This is a genomic window from Bradyrhizobium sp. LMTR 3, from assembly GCF_001693485.1.
GTDB lineage: Bacteria > Pseudomonadota > Alphaproteobacteria > Rhizobiales > Xanthobacteraceae > Bradyrhizobium.
On sequence record NZ_MAXC01000023.1, the window covers coordinates 112,280 to 136,159 of the forward strand.

A 23,880-nucleotide genomic window follows, 5' to 3' on the forward strand; every position below is an offset into this window, starting at 1 on the left:
ATCTGATGCGGATCCTGGGACTCACCGGCTCGATCGGGATGGGAAAATCCACCACCGCAAAACTGTTCACCGAGGCGGGCGTCCCGGTTTACGACGCCGACGCAGCCGTTCACAAAATCTATCAAGGCGAGGCGGCGCCCGCGATCGAAGCAGCGTTTCCCGGCACGACGGTGGACGGCAAGGTCGATCGTGCCAAATTGTCCGCCAAGATGGTGCATGACCCTGCAGCTATCAAGCAGCTCGAGCAGATCGTTCACCCAATGCTCGGCGCGTCCCGCCAGAAATTTCTCGATGAGGCCGAGCGGTCCGGCGCGTCGGTTGTCGTGATGGACATCCCGCTATTGTTCGAAACCGGCGGCGAGAAACGTGTCGATGCGGTGGTCGTGGTCACGACCGATCCGAAAACCCAGCGCGAGCGAATTTTGGCACGCGGCACCATGACATCAGAGGCGCTCGACGCCATTCTGGCGCGGCAACTGCCCGATGCCGAAAAGCGCAAGCGCGCGGATTTCGTGGTGGATACCTCGCATGGGCTGGACCCGGTGCGCGCGCGGATCCGCGACATTCTGGCCGAGGTTGTTAAGATGCCGCAGCGGCGGACCTGATTCGTCGAAACTTCGGTCTCTCACATCCATGCGCGAAATCGTCCTCGATACCGAAACCACGGGCCTCGATCCGCTGCGCGGCGATCGGCTGGTCGAAATCGGCTGTATCGAGATCTTCAACCGCATGCCGACGGGGCAGACGTTTCACCGCTACATCAATCCCGAGCGCGACATGCCGGCGGAAGCCTTTGCCGTGCACGGCCTGTCGACCGAGTTCCTCGCCAGCAAGCCGCTGTTCACCGAAGTGGTCGAGGAGTTCCTGGAATTCATCGGCGACGCACCGCTCGTCATCCACAACGCCTCGTTCGACATCAGCTTCATCAATGCCGAGCTCGACCGCATCAGGCGGCAGCCGATTCTGCGCGAACGGCTGGTGGATACGCTGCTACTGGCGCGCCGCAAGCATCCCGGCGTGTCGAATCGGCTGGACGATCTCTGCTCGCGCTATGCGATCGACAATTCCCGCCGCACCAAGCACGGCGCGCTGCTCGACGCCGAGCTCTTGGCCGAGGTCTATATCGATCTGATCGGCGCGCGGCAGTCGCAACTGATCCTGGCGTCGGAAACCCGCGTCACGGTTACCAGCGGGATTGGTGATACGCCACGCCGGCAGCGCGAAATACCGCTGGTGCCGCGAATCACCGAGGCCGATCGCGAGGCCCATCGCGCCTTCATCGCCACCTTGGGCGACAAGCCGATCTGGAACGATTTTCTTCCGGCAACAGCCTAGCGGCAAACAAGCCGCCGCTCGCCTTTTAGCTCGGCTTGGCGCCCGAAGCGGCCTGTGCCGCGGCCTGCCGTTCCATGTTTTGACGGTACAGGCCGACAAAATCGACGGGATCGAGCATCAAGGGCGGGAAGCCGCCGTCGCGCACCGCGGTCGCGATGATCTCGCGCGCGAACGGGAACAACAGCCGCGGGCATTCGATCATGACCAGCGGATGAAGCTGTTCCTGCGGCACGTTGACGATGCGGAACACGCCCGCATAGGCGAGTTCGAAGCTGAACATCACTTTGCCGGCATTTTCAGCCTTGCCCTCGATCGAGAGCGTCACTTCGAACTCGTTTTGCGCGAGATTGTTCGCCGAAACGTTGATCTGGATGTTGATCGCCGGCTGCTGTTGTTGCGGCGCCAGCGAGGAGGGCGCGTTCGGATTCTCGAACGACAGGTCCTTGATGTACTGGGCCAGCACGTTGAGCTGGGGAGGGGCCTGTTCGGGAGGCGCGCCGTTGCCGTTGGTCATAAAATTTCTCCTGAAGCGCTCGCGAGCGCGGCCCGGGTTCGTCTAAGAATGCGTTTTCCGGGCGAGTGGCTATCATAGGCCCGGCTCATTCCACAAGGACGACGGCTCGGCGGCAGACCAGCCCGGCCGTCATTTTGTGGCGGATATGCCCAATACTGCCCCGCCAACCGCGCAAAATGTACCGTAAATAATTGAATGTGCGTGATTTCCGGCCATGATCGGGTTTCCCCTCGTCGCCAAAACGCGCTACAATTAGACCGCGCCAAAACGCGCCATTGGCCGGGCGCAGTTTCATGCCTACATGCTGCAGTCTCGATCGATGATGTAATCTCTGCCGTTCTCAGGGAAATCTCGTAAGAGAGCTTCTCACCAGGGAACGCTCGACCGCCGGGCCCGTTGCCGGCGCTGGAACCAGAAAGCGAATACGACGTGGATATTTATACCATCATCTTCCTGGCGCTGGCGGTCTTTATCTTCCTGCGCCTGCGCAGCGTCCTCGGACAGCGCACCGGGAGCGAGCGTCCGCCCTATGATCGCGCCGCTCCCAACGTCGTGCAGCGTACGCAGGACAACAACGTCGTTCCCATGCCGGGTACCGTCATCGATCAGACGCCGCTGGCGCCGAATGCCGATATTGCGTCGGCCGATCGCTGGAAAGGCATTGCCGAGCCGGGCACGCCGCTCGCCGCGGGCCTCGACGCCATCACCGCCCAGGACTCCTCATTCGATCCGCGGCACTTTCTCTCCGGCGCCCGCAGCGCCTACGAGATGATCGTGCTGGCCTTCGCCAATGGCGACCGCCGGGCGCTGAAGGATCTCCTGTCGAGCGAGGTCTATGAGAGCTTCGAGGCCGTGATCAAGGATCGCGAGAAGCACGAGCAGAAAACCGAAACGCGGTTTGTTTCGATCGACAAGGCCGAGCTGGTGAGTGCGGAAGCCCGCGACCGCGCGGCCCAACTGACGGTTCGCTTCGTGTCGCAGATGATTTCGGTCACACGCGACAAGACCGGCGCCATTGTCGATGGCAACCCCGATAAGGTCGCCGATATCACCGATGTCTGGACTTTCGCCCGCGACACGAGCTCTCGCGATCCGAACTGGAAGCTGGTTGGCACCGGAAGCGCGGGCTAAGACGCAAAGCCTTGCGGGGCTTGCGCTGGGCGTGCTCGCTTTGGCGTGCTCGATCGCACCATCGGATGCCGCAGCAGTGCGCCATTCACGTGCGCAAAAGCCTTCGCATCCGCAGCCCGTCCGCCACCTGCCATACCCACCGCTCGAATTCCCGTTTCAGATTAGCGGCGGCCAGTATGCGCCGGTCGCCTGGTCCGAGATCGCAGGCTGGAGCGAGGACGATCATCTCGCCGCCTACAGGGCATTCCGCACGAGCTGCAGGCCGATAGCGGCGCAGCAAAAGCCGCCCGCCGATCCAAAGGCACTCGGCACGTCGCTGCGCGATCCCTGCCGTATCGCCAAGGGCCTCGAACTATCAGATGGCGTGAAGGCGAGGGCCTTCTTCGAGCAGCACTTTCTTCCCTTGCGCATTTCGCGGCTTGGTGAAGGCGAGGGTTTTGTTACCGGCTATTACGAACCGATCGTCGACGGCTCGCGGACGGAGAACGAGGTCTACAAGGTGCCGGTCTATCGCCGGCCCTCAAACCTGTTCGTCCGCGGCACCACGCAGAGCTCGGCCGGCTTGCCCAACAAGGGCCAGGTGTTCCGCAAGATCGGCCGCCGCAAGCTGGTGCCCTACTACGATCGCGCCGAGATCGAGGATGGCGCAATCGCCGGCCGCGGTCTCGAGATCTGTTTTCTGAAGGATCAGACCGACTTGCTGTTCTCGCAAATCCAGGGCTCGGCGCGGGTCAGCCTCGATGACGGCTCGACCGTTCGCATCAATTACGATGCGCATAATGGTTTTCCCTATACGCCGGTCGGCCGCATCCTGATCGAACGCAACATCATCCCCAAGGATCAGATGTCGATGCAGAAGATCCGGGAATGGATGGAACAGAATCCCAATGAGGCCGACGAGCTGCGGCGGCAGAACAAGTCCTACGTCTTCTTCCGCGAAGTGCAGCTTTCCGACAAGGACGAGGCGGTCGGCGCCCAGGGCGTGCCGTTGACGCCGGGCCGGTCGATCGCGGTCGACAAATCACTGCATGTCTACGGCACGCCGTTCTTCATCGAGGGCGAGCTTCCGATCGAATCGGAGCGATCGAAGACACCGTTTCGCCGCCTGATGATTGCGCAGGACACCGGCTCCGCCATCGTCGGCCCGGCGCGCGCGGACCTCTACTTCGGCGCCGGTCTCGATGCCGGCAAGGTGGCCGGCCGCCTCCGCCACAATGCCCGCTTCGCGATCCTGGTGCCGAAGAGCCTTGATCCGATGGCGCGTGGCCGCAAGATGCCGGTGCCCGACGAGCGGCCGTCGGAGACGATCGCAAAGCTGTTCCCGCAAACCGATCCGTCCAAGGATCCGAAGAATGCGGGAAAACCGTCCGATGTGACGACGGCGACCAACGCCAAGCCCGCGGTGCAGGCGGCGACAACGTCTGCAACCGGGCCCTCGCCGAGCCCGGCCATCCAAGCTGCCGTCGCAAAACCAGTACCGCTTCCAGAACCGCGGCCGAACGTTGAAGCGGTTTCGGCAAAGCCGCAGCCGCGTCACCTGCGCCGATATCGCCATCGTCGATGAAACGCCGGTCGTCGAGTTTGATTCCCGACTTGCCGGAGCCGCCGCGCCGCAAGCGCGGCTTGAGCGAAGAGGAGCGCGTGCTGTGGGAGAGCGTCGCCAAGCAGGTCAAGCCGCTGCGCAAGCGACACCGTGCCTCGAAGCCGTCGGCTGCTCCGGCCGAAGCCGAGCACAAGATCGCTCCGAAAGCCGCCGCTTCACCGAGGCACGTCGCGCCGGCGCGAATGGTTGCGCCTTCAAAGCCGGAACCGCCGCCGCTGGCGCCGATCGGCCGTCGCGAGCGATCGCATCTGTCGCGTGGTCGCAAGGAGATCGATGCAAGACTCGACCTGCATGGCATGACGCAGACGCGCGCGCATCGCGCGCTGTTCGGTTTCCTGCAGCGGGCCCATCATGACGGGCTGAGCTTCGTGCTCGTCATCACCGGCAAGGGCAAGGTGGGTGCTGAGTCCGAGCGCGGCGTGCTGCGCCGTCAGGTGCCGCAATGGCTCGGACTACCGGAATTCCGCGCGCTGGTGGTCGGCTTCGAGGAAGCCCATATCGGCCATGGCGGCGAGGGCGCCCTGTACGTGCGCGTGCGACGGGCGCGTCTCTAATCTCGCTTGGAGCGGCGGCATGTCTTTGTCGCGGGGACGACGGCGGTGGACGTGACGGCTACAAAATAAACCGGCTCAGATCCGAGTTCTTGGCGAGATCGCCGATGTGGTTCTGCACGTATTCGGCATCGACCTTGATGGTCTCGCCATGACGGTCCGGCGCGGCGAATGAAATCTCGTCGAGCACGCGCTCCATCACCGTCTGCAGCCGCCGCGCGCCGATGTTCTCGACCGTCGAATTGACTGCGACGGCGATATCAGCCAGCGCGTCGATGGCGCCGTCGGTGATATCGAGTGTCACGCCCTCTGTCTGCATCAGCGCGACATATTGCTTGATCAGCGACGCTTCCGGCTCGGTCAGGATGCGGCGCATGTCGTCGCGGGTCAACGCCTCCAACTCGACGCGGATCGGCAGGCGGCCCTGCAATTCCGGCAGCAGATCCGAGGGCTTGGCAATATGAAACGCGCCGGAGGCGATGAACAGGATGTGGTCGGTCTTGACCGCGCCGTGCTTGGTCGTGACGGTGGTGCCTTCGATCAGCGGCAGCAGGTCGCGCTGCACGCCCTCCCGCGAGACGTCGCCGCCGACGCGGTTTTCGCGCACGCAGATCTTGTCGATCTCGTCGAGGAACACGATGCCGTTGTTCTCGACCGCCGCGATCGCTTCCAGCACGACCTGGTCATTGTCGAGCAGCTTGTCGGATTCCTCGTTGACGAGAATCTCGTGCGAGCCTTCAACCGTGAGCCGGCGGGTCTTGGTTCGCCCTCCAAGTTTGCCAAAAATGTCGCCGATCGAGATCGCGCCCATTTGCGCGCCCGGCATCCCCGGAATCTCGAACATCGGCATGCCGCCGGAGGATTGCGTCTCGATCTCGATTTCCTTGTCGTTGAGCTCGCCGGCGCGCAGCTTCTTGCGGAAGGAATCGCGGGTAGCCGGGCTGGAGGCCGGTCCGACCAGCGCGTCCAGCACGCGCTCCTCGGCGGCAAGTTGCGCGCGGGCCTGCACATCCTTGCGCTTGCGCTCGCGCACCTGCACGATCGCGACCTCGACGAGATCGCGGATGATCTGCTCGACGTCGCGGCCGACATAGCCGACCTCGGTGAATTTCGTTGCTTCGACCTTGATGAACGGGGCGCCGGCGAGCTTTGCCAGCCGCCGCGCGATCTCGGTCTTGCCGACGCCGGTCGGCCCGATCATCAGGATGTTTTTCGGCAGCACCTCCTCGCGAAGCGAGCCGGTGAGCTTCAGCCGTCGCCAGCGATTGCGCAGCGCGATCGATACCGCGCGCTTGGCGTCGGCCTGGCCGACGATGAAGCGGTCGAGTTCGGAGACGATTTCACGGGGAGAAAAGTCAGTCATGGGTCCTAGGTAGGTGTCCAATGTTGCGAGAGCAAGCGGTTCACGAGGCCGCTAAATGATCGGCGGCCCGCTTTGCCACAGCTTGATCGCCTCGAAGGGGTGAATCAGCATAATAATATTGAGCGTCAGATTGTCGCGAATGTGGAGCGTCATCACCAGCTCGAACAACACCGCGAGAGCGACGGTGACTGCCACGGGAAGTTTCCTCGCCAGCAGGAAGCCACCGATCATGAAGAGCATATCGGAAATCGAATTGATGATGGTATCGCCGAAATAATCCAGCGAGATCGTGCCGGCGCGGTAGCGATTGATGATCCAGTCGGAATTCTCGACCAGTTCCCAGCCGCCCTCGACCAGGATGGCGAGTATCAGGCGGCCCTGCCAGGCCAGGCGCGGGAACGCGAGGAAGGCCGCGCCGTAGAACAGGAAGCCGTGCAGGATATGCGACAGCGAATACCAGTCGGCGATGTGTTGGGAGTTTTCCGAACTCTGCACGACGCCGTGCCAGAGCTTGACGTAGCCGCAGGCGCAGATCGGCAGGCGTCCCATCCCGTACAGGATCGCAGCTTGCGCTGCGAGGATGCCGGCTGCAATTAATATCCAGTGTCGGCCCGAAAGCGTGACTGGAGCTTTCTCGATACTGTTGGTGGAGGTCATGCGTTGCGGACCATCAATAGAGCGAGGCCATCAGGTGTATCGACCATACCGACTTTTTCAAAGCCCGCCTTCTCATAGGCACGCACGGCTCGGGTATTGGCTGGATCGGGATCGGTCACAATGCGCGGCGCGCCGCGCTTCAACCGGTTCTCGACGAAGGCCCGGATGAGAGCCGAACCATGGCCGCGCCCGATCATGTCCGGCTCGCCGATGAAGAGGTCGATGCCGCGGGTGCCGCGCGGATGGTCGCCAAAGCCTGAATTCCATGCGGTCAGGTCGTAGCATTGCAGATAGGCGAAGTCGCTGCCTCCTGCGGAGACGATGAACTGATCCATCGCCGGTTCATCGAGATCGCCGCTAACCAGTTCATATTGTTCAGAGGGATCGCCCCACCATTCGCGCACATGCGGCCGCGCGAGCCACTGCCGTATCAACGGCAGGTCGGCCACAGTCATCGGGCGGAAGACATATTCCGGCGCCATGACCGGCGGCTCCTCAGAGCATTTCGATCGTGACGCTGCGGTTGGTGTAGACGCAGATGTCGGCAGCGATATCGAGCGCTCGCCGCACGATGGTTTCGGCATCCTTGTCCGTATCGACAAGCGCGCGGGCGGCCGCCAGGGCATAATTGCCGCCGGAGCCGATCGCCATCACGCCCGCTTCCGGCTCCAGCACGTCGCCGGTGCCGGTCAGGACCAGCGAGACGTCCTTGTCGGCGACGATCATCATCGCCTCCAGCCGGCGCAGATAGCGGTCGGTTCGCCAGTCCTTGGCCAGTTCGACCGCCGCGCGGGTCAATTGCCCCGGATATTGCTCAAGCTTGCTCTCCAGCCGCTCGAACAGGGTGAAGGCATCCGCGGTGGCCCCGGCAAAACCGCCGATGACGTCGCCCTTGCCGATTTTCCGGACCTTTTTGGCGTTGGCCTTGATGACGGTTTGGCCGATCGAGACCTGGCCGTCGCCGCCGATCACCACCTTGCCGCCCTTGCGGACCGTCAAAATCGTGGTGCCGTGCCAGATCGGCAGGTTGTTTTCAGATGCTTGCATGGATCGCCCTCTTTCCAGTCAGATTTAGGGGTTGAGGGGAGGGGTTACAATCGCGCCGTTTCACCCCCGAATCCGGTCACCATGCGCCGAAGTTCAGCCCTTCAAACGTCATCCCGCAGTAGCGAAGGTGACATCCGCCTGTTAAAAGGGCCGCGTTTTCGGCCCCAAGCGGCCTAAGGGAAGCAGTTTTCATGCGCACAGCGTCCATCAAGCGCAAGACCAAGGAAACCGACATCGAGGTCGCGGTGAACCTCGATGGCACGGGCGTGTCCAAGGTTTCGACCGGGATCGGCTTTTTCGACCATATGCTTGATCTCTTGGCCCGGCATTCCCGCATCGACATCACGGTCAAGGCGGATGGCGACCTCCATGTCGACCACCACCACACCACCGAGGACGTCGGCATCGCGCTGGGCCAGGCCGTCAAGCAGGCGCTCGGCACCATGGCCGGCATCACCCGTTATGCCTCGATCCACATGCCGATGGACGAAACGCTGTCGCGCGTCGTGATCGACATTTCGGGCCGGCCGGTACTGGTGTTCAAAGTCGATTTTCCGCGCGACAAGGTCGGACAGTTCGACACCGAGCTGGTGCGCGAATGGTTCAACGCCTTCACCATCAACGCCGGCGTGACTTTGCACGTCGAGACCTTATATGGCGAGAACAGCCATCATATCGCCGAATCCTGTTTCAAGGGTCTGGCGAGGGCGCTTCGTGCCGCGGTCGCGATCGATCCGCGCGCGGCGGGCGAGGTGCCTTCCACCAAGGGTCAGCTCGGCGGCTGATTGTTTTGTTCCCGTTTTCGTTCGCGGCGGAGAGATTCGATGCCGGTCTACACAGTGCATGCTCCCGTAGCCAATGGCGCCGATCTTCCGGCGACCGACAAGTTCGTGTTTGTCCGTGACGGCTTCCATTTCTGGGCTGCGGTCGCGAGCGTGATCTGGCTGTTGTGGCATCGGCTGTGGCTGGCGCTGATCGGCTGGATTGTTCTGATGACAGCCGTGCAGTTCGGGATGTCGGCGCTGGGCGCCAACCGCGGCACGATCTTCGCTGTTGATGTCCTGCTCGCCATCCTGATGGGCCTCGAAGCGGCCAGCCTGCGGCGCTGGACGCTGTCGCGGCGCAAATGGCGCCAACTCGATATCGTGGTTGCCGACGACGAGGAAGCTGCCGAACACCGCTTCTTCGAACGCTGGACTGGCCGGCAGCGCGGGCTGATCAACGACCAACGGTCGGTCGATCGCGGCGCACCGCCGCCGACCCGCAACATTCCGGGCCAGTCGTTCTCCAAACCGCCGCCGCCCTTGCCGCAAGGCGGAATCATCGGCTTGTTTCCGGAGCCGGGAGGGCCACGATGACCGTTGCGATCGTCGATTACGGCTCGGGCAATCTTCACTCGGCGGCAAAGGCTTTCGAGCGCGCCTCGCGGAGCATGGAAGATCCGCAGAAGGTCATGGTGACGCGCGATCCGGACGCGGTGTACCGCGCCGATCGCATCGTGCTGCCGGGCGTCGGTGCCTTCGCCGATTGCCGCCGTGGTCTCGACGCCGTGGACGGCATGCTGGAAGCGATGACCGAAGCGGTGCGCGCCAAGGCCCGGCCGTTCTTCGGCATTTGCGTCGGCATGCAGTTGATGGCGACGCGCGGCAAGGAGCACGTCACGACCGACGGCTTCAACTGGATCGAGGGCGACGTCGAGAAGATTTCCCCGCGCGAGGAAAATCTGAAAATTCCGCATATGGGCTGGAACACGCTCGACCTGGTCCGCGAGCACCCGGTGCTGGAGCGGTTGCAGCTCGGGCCGAAGGGCCGCCATGCCTATTTCGTGCACTCCTATCACCTCAACGCCTCCAATGAAGCCGATGTGCTGGCGCGTGCCGACTATGGCGGGCCGGTGACCGCGATCGTAGGCCGAGACACCGCCATCGGCACGCAGTTTCACCCCGAGAAGAGCCAGCGTTTTGGTCTGGCCCTGATCTCGAACTTTTTGAAGTGGAAGCCGTGATCCTCTTTCCTGCCGTCGACCTGAAAAACGGCCAATGCGTGCGCCTCGAGCAGGGCGACATGGCGCGCGCGACCGTGTTCAACCTCGATCCGGCAGCGCAGGCCCGCGCTTTTGCCGAGCAAGGGTTTGAATATCTCCACGTCGTCGATCTCGACGGTGCCTTTGCCGGCAAGCCGATGAACGCGCTGGCGGTCGAGGCGATGCTCAACGCGGTCACCATGCCGGTGCAGCTTGGCGGCGGCATCCGCGATCTCAAGACCGTGGAAGCCTGGCTCGACAAGGGCATCGCGCGGGTCATCATCGGCACGGCGGCGGTGCGCGATCCGGAGCTGGTGAAGGGCGCGGCGAAAAAATTCCCCGGCCGCGTCGCGGTCGGACTCGACGCGCGCGACGGCAAGGTTGCGGTGGAAGGCTGGGCCGAGACCTCGCAGGTGACCGCGCTCGAAATCGCGCAACGCTTCGAGGATGCCGGTGTCGCTGCCATCATTTTCACCGACATCGCGCGCGACGGCCTGTTGAAGGGCCTCAACCTCGATGCCACGATTGCGCTCGCGGAACGCATTTCCATTCCCGTGATCGCATCCGGCGGCTTTGCTTCCATCGAGGACGTCAAGGCGCTGCTCGAGCCGCGCGCCAAGAAGCTCGCCGGCGCCATTGCCGGCCGCGCGCTCTATGATGGGCGGCTGGATCCCGCCGCCGCTTTGACGCTGATCCGCAACGCGCGCGCCGCGGCGTAGAGCCATGGTCAGGACCATGGCTCTACCTTCTTATTTTGATGCGTTTTCTTCACGCGAACCGGTGCCCACTTCGCTTGAAAACGCTTTGGGAGTTTTGTGATGTTCAAGGTCCGCGTCATCCCCTGTCTCGACGTCAAGGACGGTCGCGTGGTCAAGGGCGTCAATTTCGTCGACCTGCGCGACGCCGGCGATCCCGTCGAGGCGGCGATTGCATATGACGCGGCCGGTGCCGACGAATTGTGCTTCCTCGACATCACCGCCACCCACGAAAACCGCGGCACCATGCTGGATGTGGTCCGGCGCACGGCGGAAGCCTGTTTCATGCCGCTGACGGTCGGTGGCGGGGTGCGCACCATCGAGGATATCAAGACGCTGCTGCGCTTCGGCGCCGACAAGGTCTCGATCAATTCGGCCGCCGTCTCCAACCGTGAATTCGTCAAGCAGGCGGCGGAAAAATTCGGCGAGCAGTGCATCGTGGTCGCGATCGACGCCAAGCGGGTCAAGCGCGGCGGCGGCTCGGACCGCTGGGAGATTTTTACGCATGGCGGGCGCAACTCCACCGGGATCGACGCCATCGAATACGCGCAGGAAGTGGTCTCGCTCGGCGCCGGCGAGATCCTGTTGACCTCGATGGATCGCGACGGCACCCGCCAAGGCTTCGACCTGCCGCTGACGCAGGCCATCGCCGATAGTGTTCCCGTACCGGTCATCGCCTCCGGGGGGGTCGGTAACCTCGACCACCTCGTCGACGGCATCCGCCAGGGCCACGCCACCGCAGTGCTGGCGGCCTCGATATTCCACTTCGGCGAATTTACCATACGCCAAGCCAAGGAGCATATGGTGCGCGCCGGGCTGCCGATGCGGCTCGATCCCTGACGACTCCCTGTCACAAAAGTGCTAAGTCCTTGCCTGGGACGGCGACCCGGCCTTTGGCCGGGCGCGAGCGTTGAGTTCGATTGATGTCGCGTTTCACGATCCATGATCTGGCCGCTACCATCGATGCACGGGCCGCATCGGGAGGAGAGGCGTCCTACACCCGCAAATTGCTCGACAGGGGCGCGGAGCACTGCGCCAAGAAGCTGGGCGAGGAAGCGGTCGAGACCGTGATCGCGGCGGTCGAGAACGACCGCAGCCACCTGATTGCCGAAAGCGCTGACCTGCTGTTTCATCTGCTGGTGTTGTTGAAGTCGCGGGGCGTGAAGCTGGAGGAGGTCGAAGCCGCGCTGGCGCAGCGGACCTCGATGTCCGGGCTTGAGGAGAAGGCGTCGCGCAAGCGCGACTAGCCGAGAGGACAGCTCATGGATATCCGCACCCCGGAACAGCAATACAATCCCTACCGGATCTTCACGCGCGAGCAGTGGGCGCGGTTGCGCGACGACACGCCGATGACGCTGGAGCCGGGCGAATTCGAGCGGCTGCGCTCGATGCATGACCGCCTTGACCTGCAGGAGGTCGAGGACATCTACCTGCCGCTGTCGCGCCTGCTGTCGATCTATGTCGATGCGACCGACCGGCTCTTCCGGGCGCAGCGCCAATTTCTCGCCATCCGCGACCGCAAGGTGCCCTACATCATCGGCGTTGCCGGCTCGGTCGCCGCCGGCAAATCGACCACCGCGCGCGTGCTGCAGGCGCTCTTGGCGCGCTGGTCGCCGCGGCCCAAGGTCGACCTGGTGACGACCGACGGTTTCCTGTTTCCCAATGCCGTGCTCGAGCGGCAGGGGCTGATGCAGAAGAAGGGCTTTCCCGAGAGCTACGATCTCCCGATGCTGCTGGCGTTTCTCAGCGACATCAAAGCCGGGCGCCGGCCGGTGCGCGCGCCGGTCTACTCGCATCTGGTCTACGACATCGTGCCGAACGAGTGGATCGAGGTCGATCGCCCGGACATCCTGATCGTCGAGGGCGTCAACGTGCTGCAGACCGGCCGACTGCCGCGCGACGGCAAGGCGATACCGGTGGTGTCGGATTTCTTCGACTTCTCCGTCTATATCGACGCCGAGGAGCCGGTGCTGCGCGAATGGTATGTGCGGCGCTTCCTGGCGCTCAGGGACACCGCGTTCCACGATCCCAAATCGTACTTCCATCGCTACGCGGTGCTCTCCGACGAGGAGGCGACCGCGACCGCGATCGCGATCTGGGAGCGCACCAACCTCGCCAATCTCGAGGACAATATTTTGCCGACCCGTCCGCGCGCGACGCTGATCCTGAAAAAACGCGCCGATCATCTGGTCGAGACGGTCGCGCTGCGGCGGCTGTAGACTTCGAATTTCGTAGGGTGGGCAAAGGCGCCCTTGCGCCGTGCCCACCATCTTCCCCCGACATCTGAGTGGTGGGCACGCTTCGCTTTGCCCACCCTACGAATCCTGCGCTCGCGGTGACGACTTTTGCTCCCACTCACGCCGCAATGTGCTGTGACGCGATCAGCCCGGCGAGCGCCTCGGCAAGTTTTTCGCGGTCGAGCGGCTTGATCAGGAATCCGTCCATGCCGGCTTCGAAGCAGGCGTAGCGATCTTCCACCAGCGTGTTGGCGGTGAGCGCGAGGATCGGCGTCCGGCTACCCGGCTCGCCGGACTCGAGGGTGCGAATCCGCTTGGTGGTTTCGATGCCGTTGAGCTGCGGCATCTGGATGTCCATCAGGACGAGATCGTAGGGGCTGCCCGCGGATTTCGCCGAGAGCCAGGACTCCAGCGCCTCGGCGCCGTCGGTGGTGATGACGGCGTGATGGCCGAGCCGGCCGAGCAGCGATCGGATCAACAGCGCATTGATCTGGTTGTCCTCGGCGACCAGGATCGACAGGCCCTTGGCCGACGGCGCGGCCGTCGTCTCGCTCGCGTCGATGGCCGGATCCAGGCTCGGCGCGGCCACTTCCGGCGCGGCCGTCATGCGCGCCGCGAGCGAGGCTGCGCGCAGCGGTTTGACCAGATAGCCGGTGAGGGCGGACGTGGCGGATGGTTGCATTTCGTGCCGCGTCGCCGGCGTAAACATCACGATGCGCTGGGTGGCATGAAGGCGCGCGGCTTCGCCGAGCCGTTCGATTTCGGCGAGCCCCAGCGCGTGATCGATCAGAACGGCGTGCCAGGCGCGCTCGGGCAACAGAGCCTTTGCGACGCTGGCGTCTGATACCATGCAGGTCTGTCCGCCCCAGCGCTGCAGCCGCCGCGCGGTCAGCGAGGCCTCGATGCTCGCGGGCGACACCAGCATGATCGAGTGGCCGGAAAGATCCGGCACCGCAAAGGAGATTTGTTCGCCGCCCGCGGCGGCAAGGGGGAGCGACACTTCAAATGTCGAACCCGTGCCCGGCGTGCTCTCCAGCGCGATGCGGCCGCCCATGCGCTTGACGATACGGTCGGAGATGCTCAAGCCGAGACCGGTGCCGCCGTAGCTGCGGGCGATCTTGTCGTCGGCCTGCTCGAACTCGCGAAAGATCCGCTCGCGCGCTTCGGGGGCGATGCCGATGCCGGTATCGCGCACCAGGAAACTGATTTCATTGGGCCAGATGCCGGGCTCCACGATCAGGGCGACACCGCCGGTGGAGGTGAATTTTATCGCATTGCCGGCGAGATTGAGCAGCACCTGCCTCAAGCGAGCTGCGTCGCCGATCACGTGCGTCGGCAGCCGTTCGTCGACATAGGCGGCCACCTCGATCTTCTTGGCCTCCGCGCGCGGCGCGAGCAATTCGGTGATGTCCTCGATCAGGCCCGACAAGGCGAACGGACGATGTTCGAGGTCGATCTTGCCGGCCTCGATCTTGGAATAATCCAAGAGTTCCTCGATCAGCGAGAGCAGCGCGTCGCCGGAGGTCTTCACCGCCTTGACATAGGTCGCCTGTTCCGGCGTCAGCGGCGTATCCATCAGCAGGCCGCTCATGCCGATGATGCCGTTGAGCGGCGTGCGGATCTCGTGGCTCGCCATCGCGAGGAAACGCGACTTGGCGCGGCTTGCCGCGTCCGCCTGGTCGCGGGCCTCGGTCAGCGCGCGTTCGCTCTCGGTGCGATCGGTAACGTCGCGGCCGACGCTTTGCATTTCCGCTCGCTCTCCGGCGTCGTTGCGGACGAACCCTTCGCGCCATGCGATCCAGCGCGGGCCTAGCGGTCCCTCGATCCGCTGGTCGTGAACGCGGGTGCCGCTCGGTTCGAGCGCGGTGTCGCCCTGCTCGAGAACGGTAAGCGCGAAGCGGCTGCCGATCAGCGCGTCGCGCGGCATTTGCGCCAGCTCGCAATAGGCGTCGTTGGCGTAGGTGATGCGGCCCTCGCCGTCGCGCAGAACGATCAGGTCGCCCTGCGATTCGAACAGCCGCCGGGTACGCTGCTCGGCTTCCTGCAATTCCCAGTTCCGGTCGGCCAACGCTTCATTATGCAGCGCGACCTTGCGCATCTTCTTGCGCAGCAGGCGGAGCCGGACGCTGAGGGTGGCGAGCGCGACGCAGGCGATCGCAAACAGGAAGGCGACGCCGATCGCAAAAGAGTACGGATCATAGCCGGAATTTTCCGCCTTGGCTCCGGTGATGAAGCCAAAGGCTCCGCCGAACACGACCGAGAAGATCATGAAGGAGCGCAGCGCGAAGGTGAGCCAGGGATGACGGCGGCCGAAGCGGCGAAAGCGAAGCTTGATCCGGAAAGTCCGTCCCATCGCCAATGACCCTAAGCTTGCTGCTTGAATTGAACCGGCCTGCTTCGCCGCCCCTCGAGGAAGGACGATGCGTCGCCGATGTTGCAAAGTGCTTGAGGCTCCCAGCGCATGACGGCCGCGATGAGAACAGGGTGAATGAAAGGTTAACCGAGCATGGTCCGAAAAAGTGGGAACCGCTTTTCCGACAAGCATGCCCTCGGGCTCGACCCGGGGGACCATGCTCCAAACCTAGAGCGACGCCGCTTCGATGCGGAGGCGCTCGCCGCGAGCGCCGACGATCAGGGCGGCGGCGTCGAGCAGCGAAAAGCTCCTCGAGGACACGAAGATGCGGTGATCGGCCGGTCCATCCCTGGAAAGATAGATCACGGGATCGGAGCCTGCGGGATTGCGGGCGATCGCGACCAGAAGCGGTGGCGCGTTGCTCGCGCAGGCGCCGACTTCGGCCGTATCGATATCGTCGATCACGGTGAAGTCGGCCGCTTCCGCGTTGTCGGTAATCTGGACCCGCACCGTCGCGCGGCCTGGATCGCCTGTGAAGCCGACGTGCCGGTGCGCCTGCCAGGAGAGGGCGGCGATCTGGACGGAAGTGCCTGATATTTCGATGCAGGGCCGCGGACCGGCCAAAAATTCGCCGCGCGCGAACAGGGCGACAACTGCCAGCGGAATCACCGAGGCCAGAATCTTCAAACGCAACATGACACGCTACTCGCTCACCATAAGTCCGCGACACGGGACTTATGGTTGGCAGAGAGTAAAGGAAACTAGTTACCGCGACGTTGACGCGGGTTGTTTTTTGTCGCGGCAGCATCCTGGTCGCGAGTGAGGCGAAGGGACTTTGTGCGGCAGCGGTGACCGTGCGCCCATAGTCCGCCGCGTACAAAGCTGTCGTCCCCCGCGAAGGCGGGGCATCCAGTACGCCGCGGCATCTCGGTTTGGTCATTGACGTCTCTGGAATACTGGGTCACCCGCCTTCGCGGGTGACGACGACTGAGTATGAGGCGGCATTCTCGCGGCGCATTTCGCCCGAGGTTTGCATATCTTTTGCCCTCATCGAGATCAGAGGGCGCAGGGAAGACCGGGTGCTTGCTGCACCCGCGGTCTCGTGTGCAAGTGCGCAAAGCAAAAGCGCACACGAGCATACAGGTACAGCGGGAGCATCCCGGCCTTCCCTGCGCAATGGCTTTACGGCTTACTTCGTGCTCTCCCCGGTGAACGGCTCTTTTGCCACCGTCGCTCCTGAGAAGCTTTCGCTTCTCAAAGAACTTCATGCCAGCACCGCGACATCAGGACCACACGACTTCGCCGTACGCGTCGGGCACCTACGTCGATGCGCCTCTCGCGTCCACCGCATCTCACCGCACGTTCGTGACGATCGCGAGCGCCCCTCAACCGGGTGAGACGGGCGGAGTTATGCCGCTGATTTGCCCTGCACGTTAAGCGGAATATTTTTGATTGCCGGGCTTGACACGATTTCGGAAAATCAGAATTGATTTGCCCGTCGTGCCAATTGGTCACAGCCGCGCATTGAATTTTCGCTTGGGCGCGCGGCAAATCAGTCGACCGGCGCTGGCTCAGCGATGTCGAGATTATCACGCAGGGTGTGCTCGGCCGCGCGTTATTGCTCGGCTGCGGTGACGGCGAGGTACCGTGCAAGCTCATCCCGCGGATTGCCGCGAAAACTCTGACGGTCCCTCAACTCCGGTGGAGCTCGCCAGCCCGGCTCGATGCCCGTCATGTCGGGCAATTCATGCGCGATGCCTTTATGGCAATCGATGCAGGTCTTCTCGCCGGTGACGAGAAATTTGCCGTGGATGTCGGCAGCCCGCCGCGTCTGCTTGGTGAAATCCATCGCGACGGCGGAATGGCAGTTACGACATTCCAGGGAATCATTTGCCTTCAGTCTCGCCCATTCGTGCTTGGCGAGTTCGAGCCGGTGATCCAAAAACTTCTGCCTGGTGTCGATGGTGCCGAAGATCTTGCCCCAGACCTCCTTCGAAGCCTGCATCTTGCGGGCGATCTTGTCGGTCCAGTCGTGCGGGACGTGGCAGTCGGGACAACTGGCCCGGACGCCCGAGCGGTTCGAGAAGTGCGGGGTGTGCTGCAGCTCCTCAAAGACGTTGGCGCGCATTTCGTGGCAGGAGGTGCAGAATGTTTCGGTGTTGGTGATCTCGAGAGCGGTGTTGAAGGCGCCCCAGAACAGCACCCCGCAGATGAAGCCGCCCAAGGCAAGGAAACCCAGGCTCAAATGCGCGCTCGGCCGGCTGGCAATCTGCCAGAACCAGATCAGGAATGCCTTGATCCGCTGCATCGAAGCTTCTCACTTTTGCTCGGAGCCGACGAGAAGCATATCCTTGAACGTGCTCGGGACGAGCGGCGGGACGTCGGTTTGCTGAACATGGCAGGCGGTGCAGAAGTATCGGCGGGGCGTGACATCGGCGAGGACCTGTCCGTTGCGGTCCATGAAGTGGGTGACGCTGATCATCGGCGCGCCGGAGCCTTCGGTGAACTGACGTCGATGACAGTCGAGGCAGCGATTGGTCTTGAGCGTGAGCTGATAGTTTTCGATCGCGTGCGGAATGATCGGCGGCTGCTCCGGATAGTTGCGCATGACCCGCTTGTCATCGACGACCGGCCGCCCCAAGGGCGGCGCCGGCACGTCGCCCATCGGCGCGGTGGCTCCGGTGACGCGTGGCACGACGCGCGGCACCGTCTGGGCGTAGATCGCGCCGCAGGCGAACGCCAGCACGCCTCCGAGCAGGGCGCCCGCCAAGGGCTTGCGAAATCTCTTCAGACCGGGATGATCTTGACCGCGCATTTCTTGAAGTCCGTCTGCTTGGAAATGGGATCGGTCGCGTCCAGCGTCACCTTGTTGATGAGCTGGCTGGCGTCGAACCAGGGCACGAAGACGACGCCGCGCGGCATCCGGTTGCGCCCCTTGGTATCAACGCGGCTTCTGATTTCCCCGCGCCGGGAAACCACCCGAACCTCCGCGCCCTCATTGATCCTTCTGGCGCGCGCGTCCTCCGCATGCATGTAGACCCTGGCGCCGGGATACGCCTTGTAGAGTTCTGGCACCCGCATGGTCATGGATCCCGAGTGCCAGTGTTCGAGCACGCGGCCCGTGACCAGCCAGATATCGTATTCGTTGTCGGGAGATTCCGCCGGAGGCTCGAAAGGCACCGCAATGATTCGGGCGCGACCGTCCTTCTGGCCGTAGAAGTCGATGCCCTTGCCCGGCTTGACGTAGGGATCGAGACCTTCCCGATAGCGCCATTTGGTTTCCTTGCCGTCGACGACCGGCCACCGCAACCCCCGTACCTCGTGATAACTGTCGAAGGGCGCAAGATCGTGCCCATGGCCGCGGCCGAACGCGGCATATTCCTCGAAAAGGCCCTTCTGCACGTAGAACTCGAAAGTTTTCGACTCGCGGTTTTCGTATTCGGCGGGAATTTCCGATGCGGGATACTTGTCCACGTTGCCGTTTCGAAACAGCACCTCGAACAGCGTCTTGCCGCGGTAGTTCGGATTCTGGTCCAGGATCGACGCCGGCCACACCTCGTCGGTGGTGAACCGCTTTGAGAACTCCATGATCTGCCAGAGGTCGGAGCGCGCCTCGCCGGGCGCATTGACGAGTTGCCGCCACACATGGGTGCGGCGCTCGGCATTGCCGTAGGCGCCTTCCTTCTCCACCCACATCGCCGCGGGAAGAACAAGATCGGCCGCCATCGCCGTGACGGTCGGATAGGCGTCCGAAACCACGATAAAGTTGTCGGGATTTCGGTAACCCGGATAGGTCTCGCGGGAATTGTTCGGCGCGGCCTGCAGGTTGTTGTTCACCTGGATCCAGTAGAAGTTGAGCTTGCCGTCGCGAAGCATCCGGTCCTGCTGGACCGCGTGATAACCCGGCTGGTCCGGAATGATCCCGTGCGGGATGCGCCAGATTTCCTCCGCGTGTTTGCGGTGCTCCGGATTGGTGACGATCATGTCGGCGGGCAAACGGTGCGCGAATGTGCCGACCTCGCGCGCCGTGCCGCAGGCCGACGGCTGCCCCGTCAGCGAGAACGGCGAGTTGCCAGGTTCGGAGATCTTCCCCGTCAAAAGGTGCAGATTGTAGAGTAGCTGGTTGGCCCATACGCCGCGGACATGCTGGTTGAATCCCATCGTCCACAGCGACATCACCTTGCGCTTCGGATCGGCATAGAGTTCGGCGAGCTCCTGCAAAAAACCCCGTTCGACTCCGGCGAGCTCCGAAACCTTCTCGACCGTGTAGTCCTTTACAAAGGCCGCATAGGCACCAAAGTCGATCGGATGGGTGGCGCCCGCTGTGGCCGCGCCTTTTGCCTTGACCTCGAGCGGATGATCCGGGCGCAATCCGTATCCGATATCGACGGTGCCCTTTACAAATGTCGTGTGGTTCTTGACGAAGTCCTTGTTGACGCGACCGGTCGAGATGATGTGGTTGGCGATGTAGTTCAGGATGGCGAGATCGGTGCCCGGCTTGAACACGATCGGGATGTCGGCGAGGTCGGAGCTGCGGTTGGTGAAGGTCTGGAGCACCGCCACCTTCACATGCGGATGGCTCAAGCGCCGATCGGTCAGCCGCGTCCACAGGATCGGGTGCATCTCGGCCATGTTCGAGCCCCACAGCACGAAGGCATCGGCGGCTTCGAAGTCGTCGTAGCAGCCCATCGGCTCGTCCATGCCGAAGGTGCGCATGAACGCGACCGCCGCCGAAGCCATGCAATGGCGAGCATTGGGATCCAGATTGTTCGAACGGAAGCCGGCCCGCATCAGCTTGGTCGCGGCGTAGCCTTCGTATATCGTCCATTGTCCCGAGCCGAACATGCCGAGCGCGGTCGGGCCCTTCTCCTTCAGCACCGCCTTGGCGCGGGCGGCCATCACGTCGAAGGCCTCGTCCCAGGTCACCGGCGTCAGTTCGCCTTTCTTGTCGAATGCGCCGCCTTTCTTGCGCAGCAGCGGCGTGGTCAGGCGGTCGCCGCCATACATGATCTTGGAAAGGAAATATCCCTTGATACAGTTCAGCCCGCGGTTGACCTCGGCGAGCGTATCGCCGTGCGTCGCGACGACCTTGCCGCCCTTGACGCCGACCATGACCCCGCATCCGGTGCCGCAGAAGCGACACGGGGCTTTCGACCATTTGATCTCCAGCGATCCGATGCCGCCCGCCACCGGTTGCGCTGTCGCTGGAACGGTGATGCCGGCTGCCGCAGCGGCGACGGCGGCGGCCTGTGCCTTCAATAGTTCACGTCGCGAGAGTGACATGTGACTAGTCTCCGATCTCGACGAGGTCATCGATCTGCTCGAACACCATGTTTGCGGACAGCACGCCCTGCCAGCAGGCGATTTCGGCGAGGCGGCTTCCGAGGATTCCGCTGTCGGACGCTTCCATCACGATGACGATCTTCGAGGCGTCGCGTTGATGGACCTCGACGTCAGGCAGAGCAGCGAGCCCGCGCAACACCTCATCCCGGCGCTTCGGCAGTACGGAGACAACCGCGCTCGAGATGTGAATGGTGGCTTTCCCGGTCACGAGGCAGCCTCGTGACGCGCGGCGCCCAGCGTGACGGCGTCGCCCGGACAGGCGCCGACGCATTCACCGCAGCCGGTGCAGGCGGCTTCATTGACCATGGCCTGAGGCGGCCATCCAATTCGGGGCCGGAAACGAATGGCTGAAGCAGGACAGGCATCGCCGCAGGATCGGCAGACGATGCCGGCTTCGGCGAGGCAGCCATCGCCGATCACGGCGATTGGTTTGGAGAGAAGTTGACCGCGAAAGAGTGCCCGGCGTGAAGGTCCTTGGGTTTTCATGGCGATCTCATGCCCCCGGAGGGCCGGGCGGACCCAGGATGATCTGGGTCATCCAGACGAGAAATCCATATCCGCCGACCACGCCGACGGCGACCACCGGCCAGATGAAGGCGGCGATGACGGCGAAGACGAACAGCTCAGCACGACGACCGGTCTCAGGTGCCTTGCCGGGCTGCGCACCATGTCTAACGGGTGTGTCGACCATGCAAGGACCTGCCGCGCTCGAAATCGAACAATCAATTGAGCCGGCCGTGCGTTCCCGCCGGTGACCGCAATTTTGCCGTCCTCATCATAGCCGGACCAAACGGGGGCCGACCTGCTGCAGGATGCGCTCACCGCGCGTATGCCAGCCTGGCTGTGCCCGGGAACCCTTGATTGATTTAGATCAAACAAAGAAGGACAAACGCTTCGATCATTTAATGATCTTTGAGATGCCCGAGCCGAGCAGGGATGGTGCGATGCACTACGCCGCGCGCCGCAAATCCTCCGCCAGCGCACGATACGAAAGCGCCTCCGCCAGATGCAGCCGGCCGATCTTTTCCGCACGATCGAGGTCGGCGAGCGTGCGCGCGACGCGCAGCACGCGGTGATAGCCGCGCGCCGTCAGCTTCATGGTTTCGGCGGCGTCGCGTAAAAGTTTTTGTCCTTGTGCATCCGGCTGCGCGATCGTCTCCAGCAGCGAAGCCGGCGCTTCGGCATTGGTGCGGATGTGCGGCATGCCGGCAGCGGCGTAGCGCGCGAGCTGGATATTGCGGGCAGCGGCGACACGCGCGGCGACTTCGGCAGAGCCTTCGCTTGGCGGAGGAAGTATCAGATCGGCGGCGGTGACCGCCGGCACCTCGATACGCAGGTCGATGCGATCCATCAGCGGGCCGGAGATGCGCATCTGGTAATCCGCGGTGCAGCGGTCGACCGGTGCGCGCCTGCAGGAATAGCCGGGATCATAGGCCTGGCCGCAGCGGCAGGGATTCATCGCCGCGACCAGCATGAAGCGCGCCGGATAGGTAACGCGGTGGTTGGCGCGGGACACCGAGACCTCGCCGTTCTCCAGCGGCTGGCGCAGCGAATCGAGCACGCGCGGATCGAACTCGGGCAGTTCGTCGAGGAACAGCACGCCCTGATGCGCCAGCGAAATCTCGCCGGGTTTTGCGCGCAGGCCGCCGCCGGTCAGCGCGGCCATGCTGGCGGAATGATGGGGTGCGCGAAACGGCCGCCGCGCGGTCAAGGCGCCGTCGCGGATTTCGCCGGCGACGGAGGCGATCATCGACACTTCCAAGAGTTCGGATGGCGACAGCGGCGGCAGGATCGAAGGCAGCCGCGCCGCCAGCATCGACTTGCCCGCACCGGGCGAGCCGATCATCAGCAAATGATGTCCGCCGGCCGCCGCGATCTCCAGCGCACGCTTGGCGCTCTCCTGGCCCTTGATATCGCGCAAGTCCAGATGCGTCGCTTCCGGCTCGTGCACTTTCGGCTGCGGCCGCGACAGCACCTGCGTGCCTTTAAAATGGTTGGCGATCTGGATCAGCGATTTGGCCGCGATGATCTGGATGTCCGGGCTCGCCCAGGCCGCTTCGGAGCCGCACGCCGCGGGACAGATCAGCCCCTCCTCGCGGGCGTTCGCGCCGATTGCCGCCGGCAAGACGCCCGCGACGGGCGCGATCGAGCCGTCGAGCCCGAGTTCGCCGAGCACGGTAAAGCCGTTGAGCGCATCCGGCGGGATCGCGCCGATCGCCGCCATCAGGCCGAGCGCGATCGGCAGATCGTAATGGCTGCCCTCCTTCGGCAGATCGGCCGGCGCGAGATTGACGATGATCCGCCGCGCCGGCAGGGCCAGCCCCGAGGCGATCAGCGCCGAGCGCACCCGCTCGCGCGCCTCCGACACCGCCTTGTCGGGCAGCCCCACAATCGCAAACGCCGGCAGCCCCGGCGCGACCTGCACCTGCACGTCGACCGCACGGGCCTCGATCCCCTCAAAAGCTACGGTAGATACCCGCGCAACCATGCTGCCCCCCGAGACGCAATCGAAGGTAGCGGGGAACCGGAGAGCAAGTCAAGAACATTCAGAGAACATTATGCGCCTAGGCCTGTCAGCGCACATCCTGCATCGACATTCCGGTGCTCAACCGATCGTCGGCATTTCGAGCCGCGTCGCCGCTAGCGCTCCGTTCGCATGTACGGGCTGTGCTCAGAAATTAGCTTCAGCGCCGGATCGTCGGCGAGAACGCGCATCGCCTCTGTCTTTGCAGGGCTCTCATTCTCGGGGCTACCCCGGACGCTCCACACAGCGAGCCAGACGACGAGCATCCCGGCTCCGATAGCTACCATATCCTTGGTCATTTGCCGGGCCTCCAAACTGGCTGCCAAGCGCTGAGGAAAGACCAATTTCGGCGATGCGCGATGGTTCCCAAGATGGGGCCTTTCGATGAAGGCCCTCAGCATCTCAGCCGCACGCACGCAGGTGTGCGGCAGCACCTGGATGATC

At 63.6% G+C, this 23,880-nt stretch carries 27 protein-coding genes; 12 read left to right on the plus strand and 15 right to left on the minus strand.

Annotated features, from left to right (window positions below; genetic code table 11):
- Window positions 1-5 precede the first annotated feature (5 nt).
- The gene (gene coaE, locus LMTR3_RS17590; RefSeq protein ID WP_065746324.1) at window positions 6-605 is read left to right on the plus strand and encodes a dephospho-CoA kinase; all 600 of its coding nucleotides are present in this window, start codon (window positions 6-8) and stop codon (window positions 603-605) included.
- The gene (dnaQ, locus tag LMTR3_RS17595) at window positions 529-1,335 is read left to right on the plus strand and encodes a DNA polymerase III subunit epsilon (protein ID WP_283809304.1); all 807 of its coding nucleotides are present in this window, start codon (window positions 529-531) and stop codon (window positions 1,333-1,335) included. Before coaE ends, dnaQ begins: the two co-directional genes overlap by 77 nt.
- A gap of 25 nt (window positions 1,336-1,360) precedes the next feature.
- Here dnaQ and secB read toward each other — a convergent pair whose 3' ends face one another.
- Window positions 1,361-1,849, minus strand: coding sequence for a protein-export chaperone SecB (gene secB / locus LMTR3_RS17600; RefSeq protein ID WP_057844928.1), 489 nt, complete (start codon window positions 1,847-1,849; stop codon window positions 1,361-1,363).
- A gap of 429 nt (window positions 1,850-2,278) precedes the next feature.
- Between secB and LMTR3_RS17605 the strand changes: the two genes are divergently transcribed.
- The 3 genes from LMTR3_RS17605 to LMTR3_RS17615 are packed head-to-tail and all read left to right on the plus strand — an operon-like array spanning window position 2,279 to window position 5,137.
- Window positions 2,279-2,980, plus strand: coding sequence for a Tim44/TimA family putative adaptor protein (locus LMTR3_RS17605; protein WP_065746744.1), 702 nt, complete (start codon window positions 2,279-2,281; stop codon window positions 2,978-2,980).
- The gene (gene mltA / locus LMTR3_RS17610; RefSeq protein WP_084029685.1) at window positions 2,958-4,544 is read left to right on the plus strand and encodes a murein transglycosylase A; all 1,587 of its coding nucleotides are present in this window, start codon (window positions 2,958-2,960) and stop codon (window positions 4,542-4,544) included. Before LMTR3_RS17605 ends, mltA begins: the two co-directional genes overlap by 23 nt.
- Window positions 4,541-5,137: a Smr/MutS family protein gene (locus LMTR3_RS17615; RefSeq protein WP_065746326.1), complete on the plus strand. Its 597-nt coding sequence runs from the start codon at window positions 4,541-4,543 to the stop codon at window positions 5,135-5,137. The genes mltA and LMTR3_RS17615 overlap by 4 nt, the downstream gene beginning before the upstream one ends.
- Before the next feature lie 58 nt (window positions 5,138-5,195).
- Here LMTR3_RS17615 and hslU read toward each other — a convergent pair whose 3' ends face one another.
- Genes hslU through hslV form a run of 4 tightly spaced genes read right to left on the minus strand, consistent with a single transcriptional unit; the run spans window position 5,196 to window position 8,201 of the window.
- Window positions 5,196-6,497 carry an ATP-dependent protease ATPase subunit HslU gene (hslU, locus tag LMTR3_RS17620; protein ID WP_065746327.1) on the minus strand — a complete coding sequence of 434 codons (1,302 nt, stop codon included), beginning with the start codon at window positions 6,495-6,497 and terminating at the stop codon, window positions 5,196-5,198.
- A 51-nt stretch (window positions 6,498-6,548) separates the two neighbouring features.
- Complete coding sequence (locus LMTR3_RS17625; RefSeq protein ID WP_065746328.1) at window positions 6,549-7,154, minus strand: DUF2585 domain-containing protein; 606 nt, start codon at window positions 7,152-7,154, stop codon at window positions 6,549-6,551.
- Window positions 7,151-7,636, minus strand: coding sequence for a GNAT family N-acetyltransferase (locus tag LMTR3_RS17630; protein ID WP_065746329.1), 486 nt, complete (start codon window positions 7,634-7,636; stop codon window positions 7,151-7,153). The genes LMTR3_RS17625 and LMTR3_RS17630 overlap by 4 nt, the downstream gene beginning before the upstream one ends.
- Before the next feature lie 13 nt (window positions 7,637-7,649).
- The gene (gene hslV, locus LMTR3_RS17635) at window positions 7,650-8,201 is read right to left on the minus strand and encodes an ATP-dependent protease subunit HslV (RefSeq protein ID WP_065746330.1); all 552 of its coding nucleotides are present in this window, start codon (window positions 8,199-8,201) and stop codon (window positions 7,650-7,652) included.
- 191 nt (window positions 8,202-8,392) lie between these two features.
- Between hslV and hisB the strand changes: the two genes are divergently transcribed.
- From hisB to coaA, 7 genes are all read left to right on the plus strand, one after another.
- Window positions 8,393-8,986 carry an imidazoleglycerol-phosphate dehydratase HisB gene (gene hisB / locus LMTR3_RS17640; RefSeq protein WP_028348312.1) on the plus strand — a complete coding sequence of 198 codons (594 nt, stop codon included), beginning with the start codon at window positions 8,393-8,395 and terminating at the stop codon, window positions 8,984-8,986.
- Window positions 8,987-9,025: 39 nt separating this feature from the next.
- Complete coding sequence (locus tag LMTR3_RS17645) at window positions 9,026-9,559, plus strand: DUF2628 domain-containing protein (protein WP_065746331.1); 534 nt, start codon at window positions 9,026-9,028, stop codon at window positions 9,557-9,559.
- Complete coding sequence (hisH, locus tag LMTR3_RS17650) at window positions 9,556-10,206, plus strand: imidazole glycerol phosphate synthase subunit HisH (protein ID WP_065746332.1); 651 nt, start codon at window positions 9,556-9,558, stop codon at window positions 10,204-10,206. Before LMTR3_RS17645 ends, hisH begins: the two co-directional genes overlap by 4 nt.
- Complete coding sequence (gene hisA, locus LMTR3_RS17655; RefSeq protein WP_176721930.1) at window positions 10,194-10,943, plus strand: 1-(5-phosphoribosyl)-5-[(5-phosphoribosylamino)methylideneamino]imidazole-4-carboxamide isomerase; 750 nt, start codon at window positions 10,194-10,196, stop codon at window positions 10,941-10,943. Before hisH ends, hisA begins: the two co-directional genes overlap by 13 nt.
- A gap of 99 nt (window positions 10,944-11,042) precedes the next feature.
- Window positions 11,043-11,819 carry an imidazole glycerol phosphate synthase subunit HisF gene (hisF, locus tag LMTR3_RS17660; protein ID WP_065746333.1) on the plus strand — a complete coding sequence of 259 codons (777 nt, stop codon included), beginning with the start codon at window positions 11,043-11,045 and terminating at the stop codon, window positions 11,817-11,819.
- Between the two features lie 83 nt (window positions 11,820-11,902).
- The gene (locus LMTR3_RS17665) at window positions 11,903-12,226 is read left to right on the plus strand and encodes a phosphoribosyl-ATP diphosphatase (RefSeq protein WP_057844937.1); all 324 of its coding nucleotides are present in this window, start codon (window positions 11,903-11,905) and stop codon (window positions 12,224-12,226) included.
- A 15-nt stretch (window positions 12,227-12,241) separates the two neighbouring features.
- Entirely contained in the window at window positions 12,242-13,198 is a 957-nt protein-coding gene (gene coaA, locus LMTR3_RS17670) for a type I pantothenate kinase (protein WP_065746334.1), read from the plus strand.
- Window positions 13,199-13,334: 136 nt separating this feature from the next.
- On the opposite strand, the gene LMTR3_RS17675 is transcribed toward coaA, so the two are convergent.
- The 10 genes from LMTR3_RS17675 to LMTR3_RS37720 all read right to left on the minus strand — a co-directional run bounded on the left by LMTR3_RS17675 (window position 13,335) and on the right by LMTR3_RS37720 (window position 23,735).
- Window positions 13,335-15,569: a PAS domain-containing hybrid sensor histidine kinase/response regulator gene (locus tag LMTR3_RS17675; RefSeq protein WP_065746335.1), complete on the minus strand. Its 2,235-nt coding sequence runs from the start codon at window positions 15,567-15,569 to the stop codon at window positions 13,335-13,337.
- A 228-nt stretch (window positions 15,570-15,797) separates the two neighbouring features.
- A complete protein-coding gene (locus tag LMTR3_RS17680; protein WP_065746336.1) occupies window positions 15,798-16,265 on the minus strand; it encodes a hypothetical protein in 468 nt (155 codons plus the stop codon).
- Between the two features lie 919 nt (window positions 16,266-17,184).
- On the minus strand, window positions 17,185-17,877 hold the full coding sequence (locus tag LMTR3_RS17685; RefSeq protein ID WP_065746337.1) for a cytochrome c3 family protein: 693 nt from the start codon (window positions 17,875-17,877) through the stop codon (window positions 17,185-17,187).
- A 9-nt stretch (window positions 17,878-17,886) separates the two neighbouring features.
- A complete protein-coding gene (locus tag LMTR3_RS17690) occupies window positions 17,887-18,384 on the minus strand; it encodes a nitrate reductase cytochrome c-type subunit (RefSeq protein WP_065746338.1) in 498 nt (165 codons plus the stop codon).
- The gene (gene napA / locus LMTR3_RS17695) at window positions 18,357-20,852 is read right to left on the minus strand and encodes a periplasmic nitrate reductase subunit alpha (protein WP_065746339.1); all 2,496 of its coding nucleotides are present in this window, start codon (window positions 20,850-20,852) and stop codon (window positions 18,357-18,359) included. Before napA ends, LMTR3_RS17690 begins: the two co-directional genes overlap by 28 nt.
- Before the next feature lie 4 nt (window positions 20,853-20,856).
- On the minus strand, window positions 20,857-21,120 hold the full coding sequence (locus tag LMTR3_RS17700) for a chaperone NapD (protein ID WP_065746340.1): 264 nt from the start codon (window positions 21,118-21,120) through the stop codon (window positions 20,857-20,859).
- Window positions 21,117-21,398, minus strand: a complete 282-nt coding sequence (locus tag LMTR3_RS17705; protein ID WP_065746341.1) for a 4Fe-4S dicluster domain-containing protein — start codon at window positions 21,396-21,398, stop codon at window positions 21,117-21,119. The genes LMTR3_RS17700 and LMTR3_RS17705 overlap by 4 nt, the downstream gene beginning before the upstream one ends.
- A 7-nt stretch (window positions 21,399-21,405) precedes the next feature.
- Window positions 21,406-21,603: a nitrate reductase gene (locus LMTR3_RS17710; protein WP_065746342.1), complete on the minus strand. Its 198-nt coding sequence runs from the start codon at window positions 21,601-21,603 to the stop codon at window positions 21,406-21,408.
- Window positions 21,604-21,861: 258 nt separating this feature from the next.
- Window positions 21,862-23,400: a YifB family Mg chelatase-like AAA ATPase gene (locus LMTR3_RS17715; RefSeq protein WP_065746343.1), complete on the minus strand. Its 1,539-nt coding sequence runs from the start codon at window positions 23,398-23,400 to the stop codon at window positions 21,862-21,864.
- A gap of 152 nt (window positions 23,401-23,552) precedes the next feature.
- Window positions 23,553-23,735: a hypothetical protein gene (locus LMTR3_RS37720; protein WP_141686668.1), complete on the minus strand. Its 183-nt coding sequence runs from the start codon at window positions 23,733-23,735 to the stop codon at window positions 23,553-23,555.
- Window positions 23,736-23,880: the final 145 nt, after the last annotated feature.

What these genes read in the sequence shown, in the direction of transcription:
- LMTR3_RS17675 (WP_065746335.1), bottom strand. Translation starts at nt 15,569, where the DNA reads ATGGGACGGACTTTCCGGATCAAGCTTCGCTTTCGCCGCTTCGGCCGC.
- hisF (WP_065746333.1), top strand. Translation starts at nt 11,043, where the DNA reads ATGTTCAAGGTCCGCGTCATCCCCTGTCTCGACGTCAAGGACGGTCGC.
- LMTR3_RS17710 (WP_065746342.1), bottom strand. Translation starts at nt 21,603, where the DNA reads ATGGTCGACACACCCGTTAGACATGGTGCGCAGCCCGGCAAGGCACCT.
- LMTR3_RS17715 (WP_065746343.1), bottom strand. Translation starts at nt 23,400, where the DNA reads ATGGTTGCGCGGGTATCTACCGTAGCTTTTGAGGGGATCGAGGCCCGT.
- dnaQ (WP_283809304.1), top strand. Translation starts at nt 529, where the DNA reads ATGGGCTGGACCCGGTGCGCGCGCGGATCCGCGACATTCTGGCCGAGG.
- LMTR3_RS17625 (WP_065746328.1), bottom strand. Translation starts at nt 7,154, where the DNA reads ATGACCTCCACCAACAGTATCGAGAAAGCTCCAGTCACGCTTTCGGGC.
- hisB (WP_028348312.1), top strand. Translation starts at nt 8,393, where the DNA reads ATGCGCACAGCGTCCATCAAGCGCAAGACCAAGGAAACCGACATCGAG.
- hslU (WP_065746327.1), bottom strand. Translation starts at nt 6,497, where the DNA reads ATGACTGACTTTTCTCCCCGTGAAATCGTCTCCGAACTCGACCGCTTC.
- LMTR3_RS37720 (WP_141686668.1), bottom strand. Translation starts at nt 23,735, where the DNA reads ATGACCAAGGATATGGTAGCTATCGGAGCCGGGATGCTCGTCGTCTGG.
- hisH (WP_065746332.1), top strand. Translation starts at nt 9,556, where the DNA reads ATGACCGTTGCGATCGTCGATTACGGCTCGGGCAATCTTCACTCGGCG.
- secB (WP_057844928.1), bottom strand. Translation starts at nt 1,849, where the DNA reads ATGACCAACGGCAACGGCGCGCCTCCCGAACAGGCCCCTCCCCAGCTC.
- LMTR3_RS17680 (WP_065746336.1), bottom strand. Translation starts at nt 16,265, where the DNA reads ATGTTGCGTTTGAAGATTCTGGCCTCGGTGATTCCGCTGGCAGTTGTC.
- LMTR3_RS17645 (WP_065746331.1), top strand. Translation starts at nt 9,026, where the DNA reads ATGCCGGTCTACACAGTGCATGCTCCCGTAGCCAATGGCGCCGATCTT.
- coaE (WP_065746324.1), top strand. Translation starts at nt 6, where the DNA reads ATGCGGATCCTGGGACTCACCGGCTCGATCGGGATGGGAAAATCCACC.
- LMTR3_RS17615 (WP_065746326.1), top strand. Translation starts at nt 4,541, where the DNA reads ATGAAACGCCGGTCGTCGAGTTTGATTCCCGACTTGCCGGAGCCGCCG.
- LMTR3_RS17685 (WP_065746337.1), bottom strand. Translation starts at nt 17,877, where the DNA reads ATGCAGCGGATCAAGGCATTCCTGATCTGGTTCTGGCAGATTGCCAGC.
- coaA (WP_065746334.1), top strand. Translation starts at nt 12,242, where the DNA reads ATGGATATCCGCACCCCGGAACAGCAATACAATCCCTACCGGATCTTC.
- hslV (WP_065746330.1), bottom strand. Translation starts at nt 8,201, where the DNA reads ATGCAAGCATCTGAAAACAACCTGCCGATCTGGCACGGCACCACGATT.
- LMTR3_RS17705 (WP_065746341.1), bottom strand. Translation starts at nt 21,398, where the DNA reads ATGAAAACCCAAGGACCTTCACGCCGGGCACTCTTTCGCGGTCAACTT.
- LMTR3_RS17690 (WP_065746338.1), bottom strand. Translation starts at nt 18,384, where the DNA reads ATGCGCGGTCAAGATCATCCCGGTCTGAAGAGATTTCGCAAGCCCTTG.
- LMTR3_RS17665 (WP_057844937.1), top strand. Translation starts at nt 11,903, where the DNA reads ATGTCGCGTTTCACGATCCATGATCTGGCCGCTACCATCGATGCACGG.
- LMTR3_RS17630 (WP_065746329.1), bottom strand. Translation starts at nt 7,636, where the DNA reads ATGGCGCCGGAATATGTCTTCCGCCCGATGACTGTGGCCGACCTGCCG.
- napA (WP_065746339.1), bottom strand. Translation starts at nt 20,852, where the DNA reads ATGTCACTCTCGCGACGTGAACTATTGAAGGCACAGGCCGCCGCCGTC.